Origin of the sequence: Cupriavidus sp. HPC(L), from assembly GCF_000307735.3 — a bacterium.
GTDB lineage: Bacteria > Pseudomonadota > Gammaproteobacteria > Burkholderiales > Burkholderiaceae > Cupriavidus.
On sequence record NZ_AMPR02000007.1, the window covers coordinates 1 to 15,135 of the forward strand.

At 66.7% G+C, this 15,135-nt stretch carries 14 protein-coding genes and 1 pseudogene; 11 read left to right on the forward strand and 4 right to left on the reverse strand.

Going from position 1 to position 15,135, the window contains the following annotated elements; all coding sequences use genetic code 11:
* Positions 1-8: 8 nt before the first annotated feature.
* Together B551_RS01215 and B551_RS01220 are read right to left on the reverse strand one after the other, a co-directional pair.
* Entirely contained in the window at positions 9-1,580 is a 1,572-nt protein-coding gene (locus tag B551_RS01215; RefSeq protein WP_023263327.1) for a sensor histidine kinase, read from the reverse strand.
* A gap of 117 nt (positions 1,581-1,697) precedes the next feature.
* Positions 1,698-2,390 carry a response regulator transcription factor gene (locus tag B551_RS01220; RefSeq protein WP_006576704.1) on the reverse strand — a complete coding sequence of 231 codons (693 nt, stop codon included), beginning with the start codon at positions 2,388-2,390 and terminating at the stop codon, positions 1,698-1,700.
* 404 nt (positions 2,391-2,794) lie between these two features.
* Between B551_RS01220 and recA the strand changes: the two genes are divergently transcribed.
* The 10 genes from recA (at position 2,795) to B551_RS25070 (ending at position 12,847) form a co-directional block, all read left to right on the forward strand.
* Positions 2,795-3,847: a recombinase RecA gene (recA, locus tag B551_RS01225; protein WP_006576703.1), complete on the forward strand. Its 1,053-nt coding sequence runs from the start codon at positions 2,795-2,797 to the stop codon at positions 3,845-3,847.
* A gap of 176 nt (positions 3,848-4,023) precedes the next feature.
* Entirely contained in the window at positions 4,024-4,491 is a 468-nt protein-coding gene (recX, locus tag B551_RS01230; protein ID WP_006576702.1) for a recombination regulator RecX, read from the forward strand.
* Between the two features lie 248 nt (positions 4,492-4,739).
* Positions 4,740-5,420 carry a DUF2889 domain-containing protein gene (locus B551_RS01235; protein WP_006576701.1) on the forward strand — a complete coding sequence of 227 codons (681 nt, stop codon included), beginning with the start codon at positions 4,740-4,742 and terminating at the stop codon, positions 5,418-5,420.
* Positions 5,421-5,522: 102 nt separating this feature from the next.
* Positions 5,523-6,689 (forward strand): ADP-forming succinate--CoA ligase subunit beta, encoded by a 1,167-nt coding sequence (sucC, locus tag B551_RS01240; RefSeq protein ID WP_006576700.1) that lies wholly within the window; start codon positions 5,523-5,525, stop codon positions 6,687-6,689.
* 73 nt (positions 6,690-6,762) lie between these two features.
* Positions 6,763-7,056, forward strand: a complete 294-nt coding sequence (locus tag B551_RS01245) for a GIY-YIG nuclease family protein (RefSeq protein WP_006576699.1) — start codon at positions 6,763-6,765, stop codon at positions 7,054-7,056.
* A 46-nt stretch (positions 7,057-7,102) separates the two neighbouring features.
* Positions 7,103-7,984 carry a succinate--CoA ligase subunit alpha gene (gene sucD / locus B551_RS01250; RefSeq protein WP_006576698.1) on the forward strand — a complete coding sequence of 294 codons (882 nt, stop codon included), beginning with the start codon at positions 7,103-7,105 and terminating at the stop codon, positions 7,982-7,984.
* Positions 7,985-8,295: 311 nt separating this feature from the next.
* On the forward strand, positions 8,296-8,991 hold the full coding sequence (locus B551_RS01255) for a TerC family protein (protein ID WP_006576697.1): 696 nt from the start codon (positions 8,296-8,298) through the stop codon (positions 8,989-8,991).
* A 222-nt stretch (positions 8,992-9,213) separates the two neighbouring features.
* Positions 9,214-9,744 carry a pilin gene (locus tag B551_RS26965; RefSeq protein ID WP_006576696.1) on the forward strand — a complete coding sequence of 177 codons (531 nt, stop codon included), beginning with the start codon at positions 9,214-9,216 and terminating at the stop codon, positions 9,742-9,744.
* Between the two features lie 160 nt (positions 9,745-9,904).
* Positions 9,905-11,731, forward strand: coding sequence for a PglL family O-oligosaccharyltransferase (locus tag B551_RS01265; protein WP_006576695.1), 1,827 nt, complete (start codon positions 9,905-9,907; stop codon positions 11,729-11,731).
* A gap of 159 nt (positions 11,732-11,890) precedes the next feature.
* Positions 11,891-12,847 carry a hypothetical protein gene (locus B551_RS25070; RefSeq protein WP_006576694.1) on the forward strand — a complete coding sequence of 319 codons (957 nt, stop codon included), beginning with the start codon at positions 11,891-11,893 and terminating at the stop codon, positions 12,845-12,847.
* Between the two features lie 94 nt (positions 12,848-12,941).
* On the opposite strand, the pseudogene moaC (B551_RS26815) reads toward B551_RS25070, so the two are convergent.
* Positions 12,942-13,037, reverse strand: a pseudogene (gene moaC, locus B551_RS26815) (cyclic pyranopterin monophosphate synthase MoaC); the annotation flags it as partial.
* 863 nt (positions 13,038-13,900) lie between these two features.
* Here moaC (B551_RS26815) and B551_RS27315 point away from each other — a divergent pair.
* On the forward strand, positions 13,901-14,314 hold the full coding sequence (locus tag B551_RS27315) for an HNH endonuclease (RefSeq protein ID WP_371259287.1): 414 nt from the start codon (positions 13,901-13,903) through the stop codon (positions 14,312-14,314).
* 36 nt (positions 14,315-14,350) lie between these two features.
* On the opposite strand, the gene moaC (B551_RS01275) is transcribed toward B551_RS27315, so the two are convergent.
* Positions 14,351-14,827 (reverse strand): cyclic pyranopterin monophosphate synthase MoaC, encoded by a 477-nt coding sequence (moaC, locus tag B551_RS01275; RefSeq protein ID WP_006576691.1) that lies wholly within the window; start codon positions 14,825-14,827, stop codon positions 14,351-14,353.
* Positions 14,828-15,135: the final 308 nt, after the last annotated feature.

The following is a 15,135-nucleotide window of genomic DNA, read 5'->3' on the forward strand; positions in this document are numbered from 1 at the left end:
GGGCGCGTTCATGCCGCCTCCCCGGGCGCCGGACGGCGCAGCGTGACGCGCAGCCGCGCCCCGGCCAGGCGCGGCTGCTGCTGGTAGACGTGGTCCTCGATGGCGACGTCGCCGCCATGCTGCTGCACGATCTCGCGCACGATCGCCAGGCCCAGGCCGCTGCCTTCGGTGCTGGTGCCCAGCACGCGATAGAAGCGCTCCATCACGCGCGGCCGCTCCGCCGGCGGAATGCCGGGCCCGGTGTCCTCCACGTCCAGATAGGCGAACGGCTCGAACGGGTCGGCGCTGACCCGCACGGTGGCGTGGCCTCCCGGCGGCGTGTAGCGGATCGCGTTGTCGAGCAGGTTGTTCAGCATCTCGGTCAGCATCAAACGGTTGCCCTGGACCATCACCGGATGGTCGGACGCATCGAGGCCCAGGTCGATGCGCTTGGCCCAGGCCTGCGGCAGCCAGTCCTTGACCACCTCGCGCGCCAGCGCGGCCAGGTCGAGCGGCGCCATATTGCCGCTGCCGGCGAAGTTCTCCATGCGCGCCAGCGACAGCAGCTGCGTGACCAGATGCGCGGTGCGCTGCGAACTGCCGGCGATCTGCGCCAGCGATTTGCGCAGTTCCTCGGGCGACTGCTCGCGCTGCGCGAGTTCGGCCTGCATGCGCAGCCCGGCCAGCGGCGTCTTCATCTGGTGCGCGGCGTCGGCGATGAAGCGCTTCTGCGTCTGCACCGATTGATCGAGCCGCTCGAGCAGCTCGTTGAACGAGGCGACCAGCGGCGTGATCTCCTGCGGCGCGGCCTGTTCGTCGATCGGGCTGGTGTCGCCCGGATTGCGCGCGCGGATGCGCTGCTGGATCGCGGTCAGCGGCGCCAGCCCGCGCGACAGCCCGAACCACACCAGCAGCACCGCCAGCGGCAGGATCACGAACTGCGGCAGGATCACGCCCTTGATGATCTCGTTGGCCAGCCGCGCGCGCTTGTCGAGCGTCTCGGCGACCTGTACCAGCACCGGATGGCCGCCCGGCACCGCCGGCATCTCGACGTAGGTATACGCGACGCGCACGTCGTTGCCGGCGACCTGGTCGTCGCGCAGCGATACCAGTCCGGCGTGGCCGCGGTCTTCCTCGACCGGCAGCGGCAGGTCGCGATCGCCGGCCACCAGCTCGCCGCGCGTGCCGACCACCTGGTAGTAGACCGCGTCGGTCTCGTCGGCGCGCAGGATCTCGCGAGCCGACAGCGGCAGCTGCAGCGTCACGCCGCCGTTGACTTCGCGCACCTGCTGCGACAGCACGATCGCGCTCGATTCGAGCGCGCGATCGTAGGGCCCGTTGGCGATCGACTTGGCGACCAGATAGGTGACCGCGATGCTCAGCGGCCACAGCAGCAGCAGCGGCGCCAGCATCCAGTCGAGGATCTCGCCGAACAGCGAGCGCGGCGAAGCGTGCGCGGCGTCGTCCTCCAGATGGGGCAGCGCGTCGGCCAGCATCTCGTCGCTGACCTCGTCCTCGGCGCTGGGGGCGGAGGCGGCGCGCCGGCGCGCGTCGGTCGGCGCCGGCGACGGGCGTTTCCAGGGCAGGCGCAGCGGATACATGCGTAGGGCGGGAAGGAGCGGGGCGGCCGGTGGCCGGGCAGGGTGGAAGAGAAAGCCGCGGCGTCGCTGGCGTCGGCGTCGGTGTCGGCGTCGGTGTGGATGTCGCCGTCTGCTCGGTCAGGGATGCGCCGTGGCCGCAGCCGGCTGGAATTTCTCCAGGCAGTAGCCGAGTCCGCGCACGGTGGCGATGCGGATGCCGCCGACCTCGATCTTCTTGCGCAGCCGGTGCACGTAGACCTCGATCGCGTTGTTGCTGACCTCCTCGCCCCATTCGCACAGATGGTCGACCAGCTGCTCCTTCGACACCAGCCGGCCGGAGCGGGTCAGCAGGATCTCCAGCAGGCCGACCTCGCGGGCCGACAGGTCCAGCATCTGGTCGTTCAGATAGGCGATGCGGCCGACCTGGTCGAACGCGAGCGGACCGTGCCGCATCAGCGTCGCGCCGCCGCCGGTGCCGCGCCGCACCAGCGCGCGCACGCGCGCCTCCAGCTCGGACAGCGCGAAGGGCTTGGCCATATAGTCGTCGGCGCCCAGGTCCAGGCCCTTGACCCGCTCGTCGACGCTGTCGGCCGCGGTCAGGATCAGCACCGGCACCATCGCGCCGCGGGCGCGCAGCCGCTTGAGCACCTCGAGCCCCGGCATGCGGGGCAGCCCCAGATCGAGAATGACCAGGTCGTAGGCCTGCGTCGACAGCGCCGAATCGGCTTCCATGCCGTTGGCGACATGATCGACCGCATAGCCGGAATGGCGCAGGGAACGGGTCAGGCCGTCGGCCAGCACGTCGTCGTCTTCGGCAATCAGAATGCGCATGGTGGTCTCCCCTGGCCTGGCAGGCGTGCGCTGGCGGGCGCCGCTCCCCGTGTCGTCCCGATCGGCATGCGCACTATGGGATGAAATGGGGCTTGCCAAGCATACTGTTTTTTTATACAGTACCCGCTGATTCCAGGCGGGCGCATGGGGCTGGATCGCAACCGAGGCCACGCGTCGGAGATCGCGCCGGTCAACCGGGCATTTTTGAGCCGATGCTGATTCACGGCTGCCATGCTCCGCCTCTAGAATGCGTTGCCGCAGCGCGCTCCGACGATGCAGACCGCCGGGGTGGCGCGGGTCGGGCGCGTGGGTCTGCGTAACGAGTGGCCGCACAATATCGGCTTCGAATAGCAGGCGGCGCGCCGCATGCGGCCTATTTATACACCATTGACGGAAGGACGACCATGGATGACGGCAAGAAGGCAGCTGGCGTGAGCGCCGAGAAGCAGAAGGCGCTGGCCGCCGCGCTGGCGCAGATCGAGAAGCAGTTCGGCAAGGGCTCGATCATGCGGATGGGCGATGGCGAGGTCGAGCAGGATATCCAGGTGGTGTCGACCGGCTCGCTGGGCCTGGATGTCGCGCTGGGCGTCGGCGGCCTGCCGCGCGGCCGGGTCGTCGAGATCTACGGCCCGGAATCGTCGGGCAAGACCACGCTGACGCTGCAGGTGGTCGCCGAGATGCAGAAGCTGGGCGGCACCTGCGCGTTCGTCGATGCCGAGCACGCGCTGGACGTCAACTACGCCAGCAAGCTGGGCGTCAACGTCGGCGACCTGCTGATCTCGCAGCCGGACACCGGCGAACAGGCGCTGGAAATTACCGACGCGCTGGTGCGCTCCGGCTCGGTCGACCTGATCGTGATCGACTCGGTCGCGGCGCTGGTGCCGCGGGCCGAAATCGAAGGCGAGATGGGCGACGCGCTGCCTGGCCTGCAGGCCCGCCTGATGAGCCAGGCGCTGCGCAAGCTGACCGGCACCATCAAGCGCACCAACTGCCTGGTGATCTTCATCAACCAGATCCGCATGAAGATCGGCGTGATGTTCGGCTCGCCGGAAACCACCACGGGCGGCAACGCGCTGAAGTTCTACGCCTCGGTCCGCCTCGACATCCGCCGCATCGGCTCGATCAAGAAGGGCGACGACGTGATCGGCAACGAGACCAAGGTCAAGGTGGTCAAGAACAAGGTGTCGCCGCCGTTCCGCGAGGCCTTCTTCGACATCCTGTACGGCCAGGGCATCTCGCGCCAGGGCGAGATCATCGACCTCGGCGTGGACGCCAAGATCGTCGAGAAGTCGGGCGCCTGGTACAGCTACAACGGCGAGAAGATCGGCCAGGGCAAGGACAATGCGCGCGAATTCCTGCGCGAGAATCCCGATATCGCCAACGAAATCGAGAACAAGGTCCGCGCCGCCCTCGGCGTGGTGCCGATGAACGGCACGCCGGCGCTGGCGGAAGAGTAAGCGGGTCGATGATGTTCTCCCTCTCCCCCTCAGGGGAGAGGGTGGGGAGAGGGGATGGTTTCCATGCGCGATCGCATGCGAAGCGCCGCTTGCCCTCTCTCCTAGCCCCTCTCCCGCAAGCGGGAGAGGGGAGTCCTCCCGAGCATCGCGATCGCGCTACATCCCAAGCCGTCTTCATGCCCCGTCCCCCGCTGTCCCTGAAAGCGCGCGCGGTCGGCTACCTGTCGCGCCGCGAGCATAGCCGCGCGGAGCTGGCGCGCAAGCTGACGCCGCATGCCGAGTCGCCGGAGGAACTGGAGCGCCTGCTCGATACGCTCGAGCGCGAGAACTGGCTGTCGAACGCCCGCTTTGCCGAGAGCCTGGTGCATCGGCGCGCCAGCCGCTATGGCGCTTCCCGCGTCATGCAGGAAGCCCGCACCCACCAGCTCGACGGCGAGCAGTTGGCCGACCTGCAGCAGCAGTTGCGGGCCACCGAACTGGAGCGCGCGCGAGAGGTCTGGCGCAAACGCTTCGGCGTCGCGCCGGCCACGCCGGAGGAAAAGGCCAGGCAGCTGCGCTTCCTGACGGCACGCGGCTTTTCCCAGGCGGCGATCAGCCGGGTGATCCGCGACGCCGACCTGCCGCCGGACGAGCCGCCCGAGTGAGATGGTTCGAATGAACGGCGTGCCGGATCGGCCCAGAGGCAGAGTGTGATGCGAACGCCCCGGTAGCCCGATCATCCGTGCCGACAATCGGGCCCGACACTGCACACATCCGGGTATTCCCGGCCAATGTAGTTCGGCATGTTAAACTCCACGAGTTTTCCGCAAGCGTGCCGCGAATTCGTGCGCCCGCAGCAAATCGCCTTCAGGCGCCGGTTCCGCCGCGCCTTCCCTTGTCACAGCCTGGTGCCATGCCGCTTTCCGCCCCCGTCAATCGCGCCCTGCGTCATCGCCGCGCCATCACGGCCGAGGCGTATCTCCGCGAAGACGGCCTGTGGGACATCGAGGCCCGGCTCACCGACACCAAGCCCCGCGACATTCCGCTCGCAGGCGGCGGCGTGCGGCCAATCGGCCAGCCGCTGCACGACCTGTGGCTGCGCGTGACCATCGACCTGCGCATGAACGTGGTCGACGCCGAGGCCTGCTCGGACTGGGTTCCCTATCCCGGCCACTGCGACACCATCGGCCCGGCCTACCGCCAGCTGATCGGCCTGAACCTGATGAAGGGCTTTCGCAAGGCCGTGCGCGAGCGCCTGGGCGGCGTGGCCGGCTGCACCCATCTGACCGAGCTGGCCGGGATCCTGCCGACGACGGCGATCCAGGCCTTTGCTGGCGACGTCTTCAAGATTCGCGACGGCGCCAGCGACGACAGCAATCCCGAACCGCCCTATCAGCTGCATGGCTGCCATGCGCTGCACTTCGAAGGGGAAGTGGTTCGCCAGTTTTACCCGCGCTGGTACGGACACCAGCCGAAACCGAGAGTCCGGGCCGATGCGCCCGCGGCCTCGCCGCCGCAGTCACCGCGGGCCCAGCAGGCGATTGCCGACGACGACGGCGCCGCCTCGCACCGGTCCACCGGAACCTCCGGGTGAGGTGCCGGGGTCCCCACCGAGATCTCGACCTCTCCCGCTTCATCACCACGCTTTACTACCCGGCTTTTCTACCCATTTACGCCTACCCGAAAGGAAACACGCATGAATATCCATGAGTACCAAGGCAAGGAAATCCTGCGCAAATACAATGTGCCGGTTCCGCGCGGTATCCCCGCATTCTCGGTCGAAGAAGCGCTGAAGGCGGCCGAACAGCTTGGCGGCCCGGTGTGGGTCGTCAAGGCGCAGATTCACGCCGGCGGCCGCGGCAAGGGTGGCGGCGTCAAGGTGGCCAAGAGCCTGGACGAGGTCAAGACCTACGCCAGCAACATCCTGGGCATGCAGCTGGTCACGCACCAGACCGGTCCGGAGGGCAAGAAGGTCAATCGCCTGCTGATCGAAGAAGGCGCCGACATCAAGAAGGAACTGTACGTCAGCCTGGTCGTCGACCGCGTGTCGCAGAAGGTCGCGCTGATGGCCTCGAGCGAAGGCGGCATGGACATCGAGGAAGTCGCCGCGCAGACCCCCGAGAAGATCCACACGCTGATCATCGAGCCGTCGGTCGGCCTGACCGACAAGGATGCCGACGACATCGCCCGCAAGATCGGCGTGCCCGACGCCAGCGTGCCGCAAGCCCGCCAGGCGCTGCAGGGCCTGTACAAGGCGTTCTGGGACACCGACGCCTCGCTCGCTGAAATCAACCCGATGATCCTGACCGGCGACGGCAAGGTGATCGCGCTCGACGCCAAGTTCAATTTCGACTCGAACGCGCTGTTCCGCCACCCGGAAATCGTCGCCTACCGCGACCTGGACGAAGAAGATCCGGCTGAAATCGAAGCGTCGAAGTTCGACCTGGCCTACATCTCGCTCGACGGCAACATCGGCTGCCTGGTCAACGGCGCCGGCCTGGCGATGGCCACCATGGACACCATCAAGCTGTTCGGCGGAGAGCCGGCCAACTTCCTCGACGTGGGCGGCGGCGCCACCACCGAGAAGGTGACCGAGGCCTTCAAGCTGATGCTGAAGAACCCGAACGTGCAGGCCATCCTGGTCAACATCTTTGGCGGCATCATGCGCTGCGACGTGATCGCCGAAGGCGTGATCTCGGCGTCGAAGGCGGTGCAGCTGGGCGTGCCGCTGGTCGTCCGCATGAAGGGCACCAACGAAGACCTGGGCAAGAAGATGCTGGCCGAGTCGGGCCTGCCGATCATCTCCGCCGACACCATGGAAGAAGCGGCCCAGAAGGTGGTGGCCGCGGCCGCGGGCAAGTAAGGAGCAGTCTGGCTACCGGTAAAAATACTGTCGTCCCCGCGTATGCGGGGACCCAGCGTCTTCCCCTGCTATCGTGCGCGACGCCTATTTCGTTTATATGCTGGCAAGTCAGCGAAACGGAACGCTATACACGGGCGTCACGTCGGATTTGTTGAAGCGGGTTTGGGAACACAAGGAAGGCCTGGTCGACGGTTTCACGAAGCAGTACGGCGTCAAGCAGTTGGTCTGGTACGAGGTGCACTCGTCTGCGGAAGCAGCGATTACCCGGGAAAAGCAGATCAAGAAATGGCGGCGTGACTGGAAGCTGAGATTGATCGAAGACAGCAATCCCTACTGGAACGACCTGTACGCAGGCCTGACTGCATAAGACACTGGGTCCCCGCCTTCGCGGGGACGACGGAAAGGAAACGCAAATGAGCATTCTGATCAACAAAGACACCAAGGTCATCACCCAAGGTATTACCGGCAAGACCGGCCAGTTCCACACCCGTGGCTGCCGCGACTACGCCAACGGCAAGAACGCGTTCGTTGCCGGCGTGAACCCGAAGAAGGCCGGCGAGGACTTCGAGGGCATTCCCATCTACGCGAGCGTCAAGGAAGCCAAGCAGCAGACCGGCGCCACCGTGTCGGTGATCTACGTTCCGCCCGCAGGCGCCGCCGCCGCGATCTGGGAAGCCGTCGACGCCGATCTGGACCTGGTGGTCTGCATCACCGAAGGCATCCCCGTGCGCGACATGATGGAAGTCAAGGACCGCATGCGCCGCGAAAACAAGAAGACGCTGCTGCTCGGACCGAACTGCCCGGGCCTGATCACGCCGGACGAAATCAAGATCGGCATCATGCCTGGCCACATCCACAAGAAGGGCCGCATCGGCGTGGTGTCGCGCTCGGGCACGCTGACGTATGAAGCCGTGGGCCAGCTGACCGCGCTGGGCCTGGGCCAGTCGTCGGCCGTCGGCATCGGTGGCGACCCGATCAACGGTCTGAAGCACATCGACGTGATGAAGATGTTCAACGACGATCCGGACACGGATGCCGTCGTGATGATCGGCGAGATCGGCGGTCCGGACGAGGCCAACGCCGCCTACTGGATCAAGGACAACATGAAGAAGCCGGTGGTCGGCTTCATCGCCGGCGTCACGGCGCCTCCGGGCAAGCGCATGGGCCACGCCGGCGCGCTGATCTCGGGCGGTGCCGACACGGCGCAGGCCAAGCTGGAGATCATGGAGTCCTGCGGTATCAAGGTCACCAAGAATCCGTCGGAAATGGGCCGTCTGCTGAAGTCGATCCTGTAATACGGACCGGGACCGGTCCCGCCGGTCCGATCGGCCGGCGCCGCGTTTCCACGGCGGTGTCCCAAAGGCAATGCCCTCGCGCCCTGCGAGGGCATTGTCGTTTTGGCGCCACTGGAGCAGCCAACAGATCATTTTCTGATGTATTTGCCGGTTTGTTGAAATCAAAACGAAAGGTTGCTGCGGTACATCTCCATGTCTTGGGCGTCAGACATCCGAAACGCCGCAGTCGCGCCGTGCGCAGGCCCCCGCGCCGACGTTCCTGACACCCCGTCTTCATTCCAATTCCAATATCGACTTCGAGGAGCCACGCAGTGGAATTGCTGTCGTCCACCACGTTCTGGATCGCACTGGGATCCATCATCCTGACCAATATCGTGCTGTCCGGCGACAACGCCGTCGTGATCGCGCTGGCCTCGCGCAACCTGCCGCCCGCGCAGCAGAAGCGCGCGATCTTCTGGGGCAGCGCCGCCGCGATCATCATGCGGGTGGTGCTGACCGTCGCCGCGGTCAAGCTGCTGAGCCTGCCGTACCTGAAGATCGTCGGCGCGATCCTGCTGGTCTATATCGGCGTGCAGCTGCTGACCGGCGATGACGGCGACGAAGGCCACGACGCCAAGGACAATATCTGGGCCGCGATCCGCACCATCCTGATCGCCGACCTGGTGATGTCGCTGGACAACGTGGTGGCAGTCGCCGCCGCGGCGCAGAAGGGGCCCGAGGGCAGCCAGCTGCTGTTGCTGGTGGTCGGCCTGGGCCTGTCGATTCCGCTGATCGTGTTCGGCAGCACGCTGCTGCTGAAGGTGATGGAACGCTTCCCGGTGATCATCGTCGCCGGTGCCGCGCTGCTCGGCTATCTGGCCGGCGAGATGCTGGTCAGCGATCCGGTCGACGCCGCCTGGTTCGAAGTCCATGTGCCGCACGCCCACCTGGTATTCGGCGCGGTTGGCGCGATCCTGGTGGTCGTGCTCGGCAAGCTGATGCAGAAGCGCGGCGCGCGGACCGCCTGACGCCACGCGCGGCCGTGCTGCCCTGCGGGGGATGCGGCCATGCGAAACGAGCCCGGCACGCCTTGGCGTTGCCGGGCTTTTTTTCATGGCGCACTTCGTCGAAGCGAACCGTGCGCGCGAGCGCTGGGCGCAGCGCCTCGATGCCAAATTTTGTGAACGGGCGGCAAAGCGCGTTCGGCCGGCTCGATACTGTCGGCCTTCGTACCGTTCGGGAGACGCTCCATGCCAGTCGCCGCTCGCTTGCCGCAGGGCCGCCGCGCCGATCGCGCCCATTGCCCCCATCGCCCCCATCGCGCCTTCACGCTGATCGAACTGATGGTGGTGGTCGCCATCATCGGCATCCTGGCCGCGATCGCGGTGCCGCAATATCGGGACGATACAATTCGGGCCAGGCTGTCGAGCGTGCTGACGGCGGCAGCGCCGTTGAAGATGGCGGTCAGCCTGTGCGCGCAGGAAGCGGGCGGCGTGCTGGACGATTGCAATGGCGACAATGCGGCCGCGGCGATCCCGCGGTTCGCGCCGAACCGCGAAATCGCGCAGGCCACCGTCAGCGGCCCGGGCGTGATCACGCTGACGCTGGCCGCCAGCGGACTGGGAGCCGGCGTCGACGGCAGGGACATCACGCTGCGGCCATCGGTCAACGCGACCTCGGTCAGCTGGGAGATCGCCACCACGATCGAGAACGTGGTCGCCAGGCAGTATGTCCTCAGGAACAGCCAGTCGCCGGCCGATACATCGCAGGCGAGGGCGTAGTCGGGTAGTGGCGCCGTTGTCATCGCGGACGACGCCAACCATGCCCGGCTGCGCAACGATCATCTCGGCGACGCGCCCAAGGGCACGTCGCCTTCGTCGGGAATCGAATGTGAATTTGCGCAGGAACATTGCGCTGGAGTGCGCGTGCCCGCTGTTGGCGATGGCCGTCGCGTTGCCGCCGCTGGTGTCCAGACATACGTTGCCGCTGGCGACCTTCTACGGCGAGTGGGCGTCGGCGCTGGCCTTCGTCGCGCTGGTGCTGTGGTCGGCGACCTTGCGTCCGCCGGCGCCAGCCACGGGTACTGCCGCCGCTGCCGCTGCCGTTGCCACTATCACGCCCACCTCGCCCACCTCGCCCGGCGGCATCCCGCTGGTGACCGCATTCTGCCTGTGGCTGATCGCGCTGGGCGCGGGCGCCACGCTGGCCGGCCAGCCTGACGTGACGGGCAGCCGCGGCCTGACGCTGGCTGCCTTGCTGATCGGCGCGGGCACCATCTGGGCCGGCCATCGCTATCGCCGCGCGCTCGATGCCGACGCGGTGCTGACCGCGGTCGCCACGGCTTGGCTGGCGGCCGGGCTGTTCGGCACGCTGGCCCAATGGGTGCAATTGTTCCGCCTCGAGAGCGACAGCCTGGGGCTCGTGTCCGACTACTTCTACGAGACCAACCGCCGGTTGTGGGGCAATCTGAACCAGCCCAACCACCAGGCGACCGTCCACGGCCTCGCGCTGGCGGCGTCGGTCTGGCTGGGCTCGCGCGGCAAGCTGCGTGCGGTGCCGTGGCTCGTCGCGGTGGCGCTGATCGAAAGCGGCGTTGTGCTGTCCGGCTCACGCACCGGCGTGCTGCATGTCGGGCTGGCCGCCTGCTATGCGCTGGTCGCGGCCTGGCTGGCGCGCTCGGCGGAGGATGCGCCATCGGCGTCGGCATCGAGACGCTGGAGCCTGCGCGGTCCCGCCGGGCTGGTGTTCGCCGCCGCGGCGCTGGTCGCGATGCTGATGTTGCTGCAACCGGCCATCAAGGCGGCGGGGCAGGCGTTCGGGTGGTCGCTGTTCGACACCATGGCGCAACTGCAGGCCGGCGACCAGATCTCCGCGCGCGGCGCGCTGTGGTCGCACGCGTGGGCGATGTTCGTCGCGCATCCGTGGTTCGGCGTCGGCTGGGGCGAATTCGGCTGGGCACAGTTCGAACAGCTGGCGCGGCTGGGCATCGTCGTCGAGATGTCGCTGCATGCGCACAACGCCGTGCTGGACCTGCTCGCCAAGACCGGCATCGTCGGCACCGCCGGTGTCGCGGTGTTCCTTGCCGCGTGGCTGTGGCGCGTGGTGCGCGCGCGGCTGTGGCGGGCCGATACGGCCGAGCGCGCCCGCACTGCGGCGGCGCTGACCTGGCTGGCGATGCTGTGCGCGCATTCGATGCTCGAGTACCCGCTGCACTACCTGTATTTCCTGCTGCCCTTCTGTTTCCTGCTGGGATGGCTCGAGCCGGCCGCGCTGACAGTGGCCCGGATGCCGCGCGCGCTGGCGACGGCCGGCTCCGCGGTGGTCGGCGTAGCAGCCGCGCTGGTGCTCGCGACCATGTGGCAGGACTACCGCCGCGTCGAGGCCCGCGAGTACGCCAGTTCGGCGCGGGTCGACACGTTGCCGGCGCCGAAGCTGTGGTTCGGCCAGCATGCGGAGGCCCACCGGGCCGAACTGGCTCCGCTGACTGCCGACGGCGCCGATGCCTGGCTGCCGCCACACATCGCCGCGCTCCACCTGTTGCCGACACCGACGATGATCGCGCGCGGGGCCTGGCTGCTGGCGCTGAACGGCGAGCCGGAGCGGGGCCGCGAATGGCTGGAGCGGCTGCGCTACTACTATCGCGGCGACGAGGCCGACCAGTTCGCGCGGGTCGCCGGCTATTGCGACGGCGTCGGTGCCACCCGTCGGCCGCAGGAATTCTGCGAGTGGGTCCGGCAACACCAGGCCGCCGGACCGATACCGCGGTAGGGCGGTAGCCGAAAGGGGGAATGCCGCGCTGCGGCAAGCGGCGGAGGCCGCCGTTTCCGTAGAAGCACGGGTCTGCGGCATTTCATCCGTCGGCACGATTTGTCACGCCAGTTCCGGCCCATAGACTCGCCCGGTGCCTGTGTCACACGGGAGGGACGAATGCGGATTGGCAAGCGCGGGATTCTGACGGCGGCTGTGCTCGCGCTGGTGGCCGTCATCACCACCGAGGTGCTGGCGCGCGCCGGCCTTGGGCTGGGCGATCCGCCGCTGTATCAGGCCGACCCCGAAATCGAATACCTGCTCAAGCCCAACCAGCGCGTGAAGCGCTTCGGCCATCGCTATGTGGTCAACCGCTTCGGCATGCGCTCGGAGGATTTCGAGCCGAAGAAGCGCGCTCCCGGCGAGCGGCGCGTGCTGGTGTTCGGCGATTCGGTCGTCAACGGCGGCGCGCAGGTCGACCAGGGCCGGTTGGCCACCGAGCAACTGCGCGCGCGGCTGGGGCAGGACGGCAAGGTGGCGACCGTCGGCAACGTCGCCGCGTTCAGCTGGGGGCCGGGCAACTGGCTGGCCTATGCGCGGCGCTTTGGCTTTCTCGACGCCGATACCGCGATCATCGTCGTCAACGGCGCCGACTATGGCGATGTGCCGACCTTCGCGCCGCTGCGGCAGGACACTCATCCGTCGCAACCGCCGCTGTCGGCGCTGGTAGAGGGTGCCACCCGCTATCTGCCCGCCTATCTGGGACTGGACCAATCGTCGGGACCGCCGCGCGAATCGACCGATGCCGACCGCGCCGCCTCGCTGCGCGATCTGGCGGAGTTGATCGTGATGGCGAAGCGCGCCGGCCTGCAGGTCCGGCTGGTGCAGCACTACGAGCGCGACGAACTGGACGGCGCCGGCCTGCCCGCCGGTCTGGAAGCCTTCTCGCGGCTGTGCGAGGAATACGAGGTGCCGATCGTCAGCATGCGCGACGCAGAGCGCCGGGCGCGCGACGTGGCCTATCTCGACGAGATCCACCTGAGCCCGGAAGGGCAGGATCTGCTCGCCGACGCGCTGCTCGCCGCGGCCAACATGCCCGTCGGCCGTCACGTCGCGGCCTTCGGCCCGCGCCGCTAGCAGGGAAGCCGGGAAGGCTCGCTTTGCGGGCCCGATACAGCTTGCTCTGCTGCTTGCCGGCCCCTTGCCGCCCCTTGCCGCTCCTGCCGCCGCCTCACTGCGCCACCCAATCCCCCGACTTGCCGCCATGCTTCTCCAGCAGGCGGATGTCGCCCATCACCATGCCGCGGTCGGCGGCCTTGCACATATTCGGCCGTCATTGCGATTGGCCGCTTGTCAATCTCCCTTCTCGTAGCCTTATCTTCTACCTTCGCCCTGATGTCACTATTACTTTAAAGTAATTCAAGCGGGCCGAGAAACAGAAAGGTAGTCTGATACTAGGGCCCCATGGTGGCAAGAGAGGCGTGTCGGCGGGTTAAGGGGCCTTGGTAATATATGCCAGATGCAATACGAAAATACGTGTCTGCCAGCGAGCGCGTAACGGCGAGTGCACGAGCAGAGAATGCCGACTAAGCAATGACATCCCTACGAAATATCCTTGAAAAACTAGCACCCGACCACAGAAGCGCATTGCTTTGGTTTCAAGAGCATCAAGGTATGGAGGTTCCCTGGCCTAAGCCAATGTCGAATGGTGTTTTTCTAGTCAATAAGGCGAAGGGTATCCATAAGCCAGCAGGACTAGAGTACGCGCTTAGTGTCCGCCAGTCTCTTAAAGGCCCATATGCTGATGTTGATCCGGTAGTACGCCCCGACGGAACGTGGACATATACGTACTACCAGGAGCGGGCCGATCCGGCGAAGCGAGATAGCCAGTTCACCAACGTTGCCTTGCTGGCTTGCATGCGCGATCGCATTCCCGTGGGCGTAATCCGCCAAATTCATCCTAAGCCGAACCCGCGGTATTGGGTACAGGGTCTCGCACTCGTCGAAGAATGGAAGGACGGGTATTTCCGATTGGAAGGCTTTGGCCCGTCAGGTGAACTCCACTTGCAGGGGTCTCAAATTGCCGCTGCGGGCAGGCTTATTACGGAGGATGAAACCTTCGATCCCTGCAGCATTGAAGACGCTCGTCGATGGATCCGCGCTTCAATCGTTCGGAGGCAGGGTCAAGGAATGTTCCGTGCGGCAGTCTTGGCGGCGTATGGGGGGCGTTGTGCAATTTCCGGGTTTGGCGTGCCAGAAGCGTTGGAGGCGGCTCACATCTACCAATATTTAGGCGCACAGACCAATGTCGTCACAAACGGCCTGCTCCTGCGCAGTGACCTCCATGCGCTATACGATCTTGGGCTTCTCGCCATTGAGCCCATGTCGATGACCGTCATGCTATCGCCCCGGCTGCTTGACAGTGACTATGGGCCACTAGTGGGCCAAGCTATACGCCTGCCCCTACATAGAACTCATTGGCCCAACACTGCGGCGTTGGAAAGGCACGCATCGTGGGCGAAGAGCACATGGGATGAGAAGATAATCAGGTCGACGGCGGCGGCCGGCGTGGGGCACGCACCACGGATTAACAGCACACCTTAAAAGTGCCCCACTAAAGCCACCCAAAAAACCCTCGCCTTACTCCGCCACCCAATCCCCCGACTTGCCGCCATGCTTCTCCAGCAGGCGGATGTCGCCCATTACCATGCCGCGGTCGGCGGCCTTGCACATGTCGTAGATCGTCAGCAGCGCGACCTGCACGCCAGTCAGCGCTTCCATTTCGACGCCGGTCTGTCCGCGCGTCTCGGCGCGCACGGTGCAGCGCACGCAGCTGGCCGCCTCGTCGAGCGCGAAGTCGAGCGCGACCTTGGTCAGCGCCAGCGGATGGCACAGCGGGATCAGGTCGGCGGTGCGCTTGGTGGCCATGATGCCGGCGATGCGCGCGATGCCGAGCACGTCGCCCTTCTTTGCGGTGCCGTCGCGGACCAGCGCGAAGGTCTGGGGCGCCATCGTGATGGTGCCGGTCGCGATCGCCACGCGGTGGGTGGCGTCCTTGCCGCCGACATCCACCATGTGTGCCTGGCCGGCGGTATCGAAGTGAGTGAGCTTGCTCATGGTTGGCGTCGCAGGGTTCGGGGTGGAAGCGAGAGAGGACCGAGGGAAACGAGGGAAACCGAGGGAATTCTGGAAAGGCCGGACAGCGCGGCAGGCGCGGCGGCGGGCGCGGAACGGTCGCGCCAGGCCGCTATCATAGCAACATGCTGATTTTCCGCCCCGTCGCCCGGCCCGTTCCGCCCGCCGATGCTTGCGCCGATGCTTGCGCCGCCGGACGCCCACGCGCGACGCCCGAATCGCGCCATGCCGGTCCCCGCCATCCGGCGCTGCGTCGCCCGCTGGCCGCGCTGCTGATGCTGGCGCTTGCC

Excerpts from the sequence above, each read along its gene's own strand:
- B551_RS01215 (WP_023263327.1), bottom strand. The coding sequence starts at position 1,580 with ATGTATCCGCTGCGCCTGCCCTGGAAACGCCCGTCGCCGGCGCCGACC.
- B551_RS01220 (WP_006576704.1), bottom strand. The coding sequence starts at position 2,390 with ATGCGCATTCTGATTGCCGAAGACGACGACGTGCTGGCCGACGGCCTG.
- recA (WP_006576703.1), top strand. The coding sequence starts at position 2,795 with ATGGATGACGGCAAGAAGGCAGCTGGCGTGAGCGCCGAGAAGCAGAAG.
- recX (WP_006576702.1), top strand. The coding sequence starts at position 4,024 with ATGCCCCGTCCCCCGCTGTCCCTGAAAGCGCGCGCGGTCGGCTACCTG.
- B551_RS01235 (WP_006576701.1), top strand. The coding sequence starts at position 4,740 with ATGCCGCTTTCCGCCCCCGTCAATCGCGCCCTGCGTCATCGCCGCGCC.
- sucC (WP_006576700.1), top strand. The coding sequence starts at position 5,523 with ATGAATATCCATGAGTACCAAGGCAAGGAAATCCTGCGCAAATACAAT.
- sucD (WP_006576698.1), top strand. The coding sequence starts at position 7,103 with ATGAGCATTCTGATCAACAAAGACACCAAGGTCATCACCCAAGGTATT.
- B551_RS26965 (WP_006576696.1), top strand. The coding sequence starts at position 9,214 with ATGCCAGTCGCCGCTCGCTTGCCGCAGGGCCGCCGCGCCGATCGCGCC.
- B551_RS01265 (WP_006576695.1), top strand. The coding sequence starts at position 9,905 with ATGGCCGTCGCGTTGCCGCCGCTGGTGTCCAGACATACGTTGCCGCTG.
- B551_RS25070 (WP_006576694.1), top strand. The coding sequence starts at position 11,891 with ATGCGGATTGGCAAGCGCGGGATTCTGACGGCGGCTGTGCTCGCGCTG.
- B551_RS27315 (WP_371259287.1), top strand. The coding sequence starts at position 13,901 with ATGTTCCGTGCGGCAGTCTTGGCGGCGTATGGGGGGCGTTGTGCAATT.
- moaC (WP_006576691.1), bottom strand. The coding sequence starts at position 14,827 with ATGAGCAAGCTCACTCACTTCGATACCGCCGGCCAGGCACACATGGTG.